We start from the raw sequence: 5,339 nt of genomic DNA, 5'->3' as shown, positions 1-5,339 counted from the left end.
AAAAAGCCAATAACCACACGCCTTTGGCGTGATTATTAGCTTTCAAGTTTCAGTTTTATTTTAAATCTAAACCAAAATAAGTACTGATGTTAAATCCATCAGTACTTAAAATTGTAGCACCTGATAACTAAACTAAACCGCTTCGCTATTGGTCTAGTTCTCTTTTTCGGTAATTCATAACTATTGTTGTTTCTTAATTTCTAATACGGCTGGTTTCCCGGCAGAGCAATATATCCTTTCTGCCGGGATGGCCATCTTCTTAACGTCTGTCGGATTGGAAACAGTCGCCGCCTTCTGGGGATACAATTAGCTTACTGACTATTGAATGAAAATTGGGCTAGCGTTAAAATTAAGTTCATTATAGGTTATTTATTTCTGGGAGGATATTCTTATGAAGTTTAATTATAAAAAGCAGCTTGCTGCTGCCTTTATGACGGCCGTTTTGGCTGCACCAATGGTGGCGACAACGGTTGCTACAGCTAATAATGCCAGTGGTTCTCCAGAAGAACAAGCTGACATTACAAACTGGATTGCTAACACACCACAACAGGTTTCCAATAATATGGCAATGCAACACATTGACATGAATAACTTGAACGGTACCCGCTACATTATCCAATGGGGTGATACCCTGTCGAGTATTTCTGCCGCTACTGGCATTTCTGTTGCTAAGTTGTGCTACGACAATAATATCCAAAATGCTAACCTGATCTATGCGGGGGACGTGCTGATTCTTAACCGTGACGGTGATGTACCGGCTGGCTACGACCCAGACGTTAACCCATATGCGGTTGCACAGACGAAGGTTACCATTAACAATGGTCCCCAAAATGTCCACATCACGGTAATGCCGAAGAAAGTTGTTAATACTTACAACAAGTACGTCGACAACTCTACCAACACTGAAAATAACGACAATTCTAAGAACGTCTTTGAAGCGGCAAATGATGCTAAGGATGCTTCTAGTCAGGATAGCCAATCTGGAGATAATGGCGAAGCTACTGACAGTAGTTCGACCAGCACTGGTACTAAGTCAAAGAACGCTGCCACAACTAACCATGGCAAGAAGCACTACCGCTCTGTTTCTGCTTCCGCCCTGGTTAGCGGTCTTGAAGGTGCTAGTGGTGATTCAAAGCTATCCTTTGAAGAAGGTGACGGCGGTGATGATGCTGAAGAAGTTAGTGTTAACTCCGCTGCCATCCTTAAGGACGCCAAGAAGGGTGACTATGATGCAGCCTTAGAAGAAATTGAGGATGCACTTGGTGACAAGGCGGACAAGAAGGTAACTGTCTACATTGAACTCGATGGTAACGACTTAAGCGTCTACGTAAGTACCGATGACGATGATAGCAGTAGTAGTGAGGATAGCAACAAAGACGACAGTGACAGCGACGACAACGACAGCAGTAGTCAAGACGAAGATAGCAACAACGATGATGACAGCAACAGTCAAGCTACTACTAACGATGAAGACACTGACTCGTCTGACGATGACTTCTAATCGAGGCTAAATAATGCAAAAGAGAAATAAGATTATTATTGCCGTTATTGTAGCGATTGTTGTAATTTGTGGTGGCTTTTACCTGTACGCTAGTCACGCGGTTGCGCGCCACGTTCCGGGACACGTCTATCAATACACCTCTGTTTCTGGAAATCAGAAGGCCTACATGACCTTTGCCAAGGATAGCGACGAAGTAGTGGTTACGCCAAGCAAGAGCAAGGCCCTCAAGGCAAACAGAAGTGATAGTGACTTCCAAGACGTCTACCAGTCCAATTCTAATTCTGGTAAGTGGAATTACGAGGCGAAGGGGAGCCGGTTAACGCTCTCTAAGACCCAGGATGGGAAGGTATCCTTATGGCAGTACAACCATGTATTGGCCTTTGGAAAGAAGATCCACTCCGGTAGCTTTACTTACCAGATTGCTAATGCCGGTCAAGGGGTCGACCACAAGTCCACCAGCTTTGAACAAATTCGCTAATTTCTGGTAAATTAAAATAAAATCACCTACTCTCTAAATACGCGAGTAGGTGATTTTTTTATTATTTAATTTGCAATTCGTTGTAGTTCTTTCAGGGCTAGTGGAAATTCTGTAAAACCGTCCGGCCCCAGGAAATGGCCGCCAGTTTCCTGGACAATTAATTTAGCCCCTAAATGGTGCGCAACCGCAACGCTACCCTGGTAGGGAGCAATTGGATCATCCTTAGCAGTGATAACGGTAGCCTTAGTTACCCGTGGTGTAATCAAGTGGTAATCCACTGCCGGTGTTACAAACTCATTTAGTTGGGGATAGGCCGGTAATGGCTGATCAAAGGCTCCCACTAGTAAGAGCCGGACATCGCGCAAATGGTGCCGCTCGACATAACGGAGCGCACTGATACAACCCAGACTATGGGCAACTAAAATCAACTGGTCACTAGCCGGAATCTGTTGGTCAATTGCGGCATCCCACTCCTGACGATGGGGACTGAATGGATCAGGCAGCCAAAGACGGTCAAGATCAATTCCCGGTTTAGCTGCCTGTTCGAGCCACGGAAACCAGTCATCATCCCTGGTGGAAGTACCGTGGATTAAATATGCTTTTTTCATCGTGTACAATCCTTTCGATGTCACTAATGGACCATGCGAGATTCGAACTCGCGACCTCCTGCATGCGAAGCAGACATTCTCCCAACTGAACTAATGGCCCGTTTACAGTATTGATTATAGCAGTTGTGTTTAAAAATACCAGGGATCACCAAACTTTTATGACGACCGGGCGGTAATTCGTCAATCCAGCGGAATTTACAATAGCGTGTTATACTAAAACTGTCAACTAGTAGAGTGGAATCTTTTCCCTCAACGAACGGCGCCTCACTTTCCTGGCGGAGAGTGGGGCGTTTTTTTCGTCGACCTTGTTAAAAGGAGGACGATGTTTTATTAGTAGTCAGATAGAAAGACGGTTAAAGAAAATTGCATTAGTAGTAACGTTAGGTGGCCTTTTGTTTGGGGTGGATACTGGCGTCATCAACGGGGCAATTCCCTACATGGCGACGAAGCAGCAACTAGACCTAACGCCTGCCGAAGAAGGACTAGTTACCTCTGGGATTACCCTGGGGGCCGCAATTGGGGCATTGGTTGCCGGAAAGTTAGCGGACCGGTATGGCCGCAAGCGGTTATTAATTGGACTAGCCCTGATTTTCTTTTCTGGGACGTTAATGTGCTCGCTCGCCCCGAACGCCATTTTAATGATTATTTTTCGCTTTTTGCTAGGACTGGCGGTCGGTGGCGCCTCCGTGATTGTTCCAACTTACTTAGCGGAAATTGCGACCGCGGCTATCCGGGGGCGGCTGGTCACCCAAAACGAACTAATGATTACTGGTGGTCAGCTCCTCGCCTTTACCGTCAATGCCCTATTGGGGACCTTCTTCCCCCATGTTGCTAGTATTTGGCGGTATATGATTGCCTTTGGGATGATTCCATCGGTAATGCTTTTCGTGGGGATGCACTTTGTACCGGAATCACCACGTTGGTTAGTGATGAAGGGGAAAGTGACGACTGCATTGAAGGTCTTAAAACCGATTCGACTGAATGGGCAACAGAGTCAGCATGAGATCCAAAGTATTACGGACGCCCTTAAGAAAAATCGGGATATTCGGCAGGCTTCCTTGGCGGACCTCCGTCACCCCTGGATTCGGCGGTTAGTATTGATTGGAATTGGACTCGGGATTGTCCAGCAATTCGTGGGCATTAACATTATGATGTATTACGGTACCAGTATTTTGATGAAGGTTGGCTTTGGCCACCAAGCAGCCCTGCTTGCCAACATTGGTAATGGGCTGACCTCATTTATTGCTACGGCGGTCGGGATGCAGTTAATGTACACGGTTCGGCGCCGGCGGATGCTGTTGACCGGAATTACCGGCACCGCGGCATCGATGGCGGCCATTACCTTGGCTATCCTCTTCTTAAAGAACTCGCCGTTGCTTCCCTACTTGGTAATTGCCTCGACGATGAGCTTCTTAGCCTTTTTCCAGTCCTGTGTTTCACCAACGACCTGGGTCTTGTTATCCGAGATCTTTCCCCAAAGCTTGCGGGGACTCGGCATGGGGATTTCCACCTTCTGCTTGTGGCTGGCTAACTTCGTGGTTGGCTTCACCTTCCCGGTAATGTTGGCCCACTGGGGCGGAATTGGTACCTTTGCCTTCTTTATTGGCTGCAACGTTTTGGCCCTACTTTTTGCCATTAGTTTTGTACCCGAAACGCAAGGTAAGACGCTGGAACAGGTTCAACTGGAATTGCGGGGGACGACGAACCATCGGCACTCGCACCACCACTTCGTACACCACCAGCAGATGCGTTGGCAAAACTAGTTAGTCACATGCCGCCGGCCGGCCAGCATGGGCTCGGCTAAATTAGTTCGGAACCACTGGGTAAGGGGTCCCATGAACAAGGCCGTGATGATGGTCCCGACCCCCAGCGTAACGTTGAACAGGAAACCGACTAGTACGCAACAGCCGTCGGTAATAATTCGGCAGTATTTAAACGGTAAAATCCGGTACTGGTAGGCGGCAATAAGCGCAATAGCGTCGTAGGCCGAAACGCCCAGGTCGGCGGTAAAGTAAAGGGCCGCTGATAGGCAGGTAAAGACGATGGCAGTTAGCATTAGACCGCTGCGTACTATTAGGCCGGGATGTGGCAAGAGCAGGTCGAGAAAGTTGTGCATCAGGTCCGCCATGACCCCCGTTAAAAAGAGGTTAAAGAGGGTCGCTATTCCGATATAGTGACGACGGAGGATAAAGACTAGTACGAGCAGACCCCCGGTCAGGATAAGGTAAAAGGTCGAATAGGTTGAGCTAAAGAGGTTAGCGATCCCGGTCACAAAACAGGTGAAGGGGTCAACACCGAGGTTCGCCTTTTGTAACATCCCGACACAAAAACCACAGAGAATTACGCCAAAACAAAAAGTGCCATTGAAACGCGCCGTGCTTGGTACATGCCTGCCACCTCCAAAAATAATGTATCCGCTTACACAATCATCGATATTGTACCGCAAGACGGCGTGAAAATGTAGAAGTAAAATAGTAAAAGCCGACTAGTAAAAAATTATATACAAAGCGGCCCCAAGCATCCGATAGCTTGGGGCCGCTTTGTATATAATTTAACTGAAACTTGAAAGCTAATAATCACGCCAAATGCGTGTGGTTATTGGCTTTTTTGGCAAAAAAATAAACGCAAGCTCTCCTGCGTTGTATACTTTAGTCGACCAAAGCCAAGATACAAAGGAGACTTACGTCATGAATATTATAAGAGGCAGATTGCAAGAAATAACTTGAACGAATTTAATGACGTAAATTAAGCA

Annotated in this window: 5 protein-coding genes and 1 tRNA gene; 3 read left to right on the top strand and 3 right to left on the bottom strand. The window is 46.8% G+C overall.

The genetic code is table 11. The features are described from left to right. The first annotated feature begins 391 nt into the window (after window positions 1-391). The gene (locus ACI31H_RS07175; protein WP_439771301.1) at window positions 392-1,501 is read left to right on the top strand and encodes a LysM peptidoglycan-binding domain-containing protein; all 1,110 of its coding nucleotides are present in this window, start codon (window positions 392-394) and stop codon (window positions 1,499-1,501) included. Between the two features lie 13 nt (window positions 1,502-1,514). After that, entirely contained in the window at window positions 1,515-1,979 is a 465-nt protein-coding gene (locus tag ACI31H_RS07170; RefSeq protein WP_439771300.1) for a hypothetical protein, read from the top strand. 65 nt (window positions 1,980-2,044) lie between these two features. On the opposite strand, the gene ACI31H_RS07165 is transcribed toward ACI31H_RS07170, so the two are convergent. Next, window positions 2,045-2,587: an RBBP9/YdeN family alpha/beta hydrolase gene (locus ACI31H_RS07165; protein ID WP_439771299.1), complete on the bottom strand. Its 543-nt coding sequence runs from the start codon at window positions 2,585-2,587 to the stop codon at window positions 2,045-2,047. A 27-nt stretch (window positions 2,588-2,614) separates the two neighbouring features. Beyond that, window positions 2,615-2,687, bottom strand: a tRNA-Ala gene (locus ACI31H_RS07160). Window positions 2,688-2,949: 262 nt separating this feature from the next. On the opposite strand from ACI31H_RS07160, the gene ACI31H_RS07155 reads away from it, so the two are divergent. Continuing rightward, window positions 2,950-4,350 (top strand): sugar porter family MFS transporter, encoded by a 1,401-nt coding sequence (locus ACI31H_RS07155; RefSeq protein WP_439771302.1) that lies wholly within the window; start codon window positions 2,950-2,952, stop codon window positions 4,348-4,350. Here ACI31H_RS07155 and ACI31H_RS07150 read toward each other — a convergent pair. Then, complete coding sequence (locus ACI31H_RS07150) at window positions 4,347-4,904, bottom strand: YczE/YyaS/YitT family protein (protein WP_439771298.1); 558 nt, start codon at window positions 4,902-4,904, stop codon at window positions 4,347-4,349. The two genes, ACI31H_RS07155 and ACI31H_RS07150, sit on opposite strands and share 4 nt — an antisense overlap. Window positions 4,905-5,339: the final 435 nt, after the last annotated feature.

Source organism: Limosilactobacillus sp., assembly GCF_051873035.1.
Taxonomy (GTDB): domain Bacteria; phylum Bacillota; class Bacilli; order Lactobacillales; family Lactobacillaceae; genus Limosilactobacillus.
Note: the sequence above shows the minus strand (reverse complement) of the source record. Positions and strands in the feature narration are given on the sequence as shown.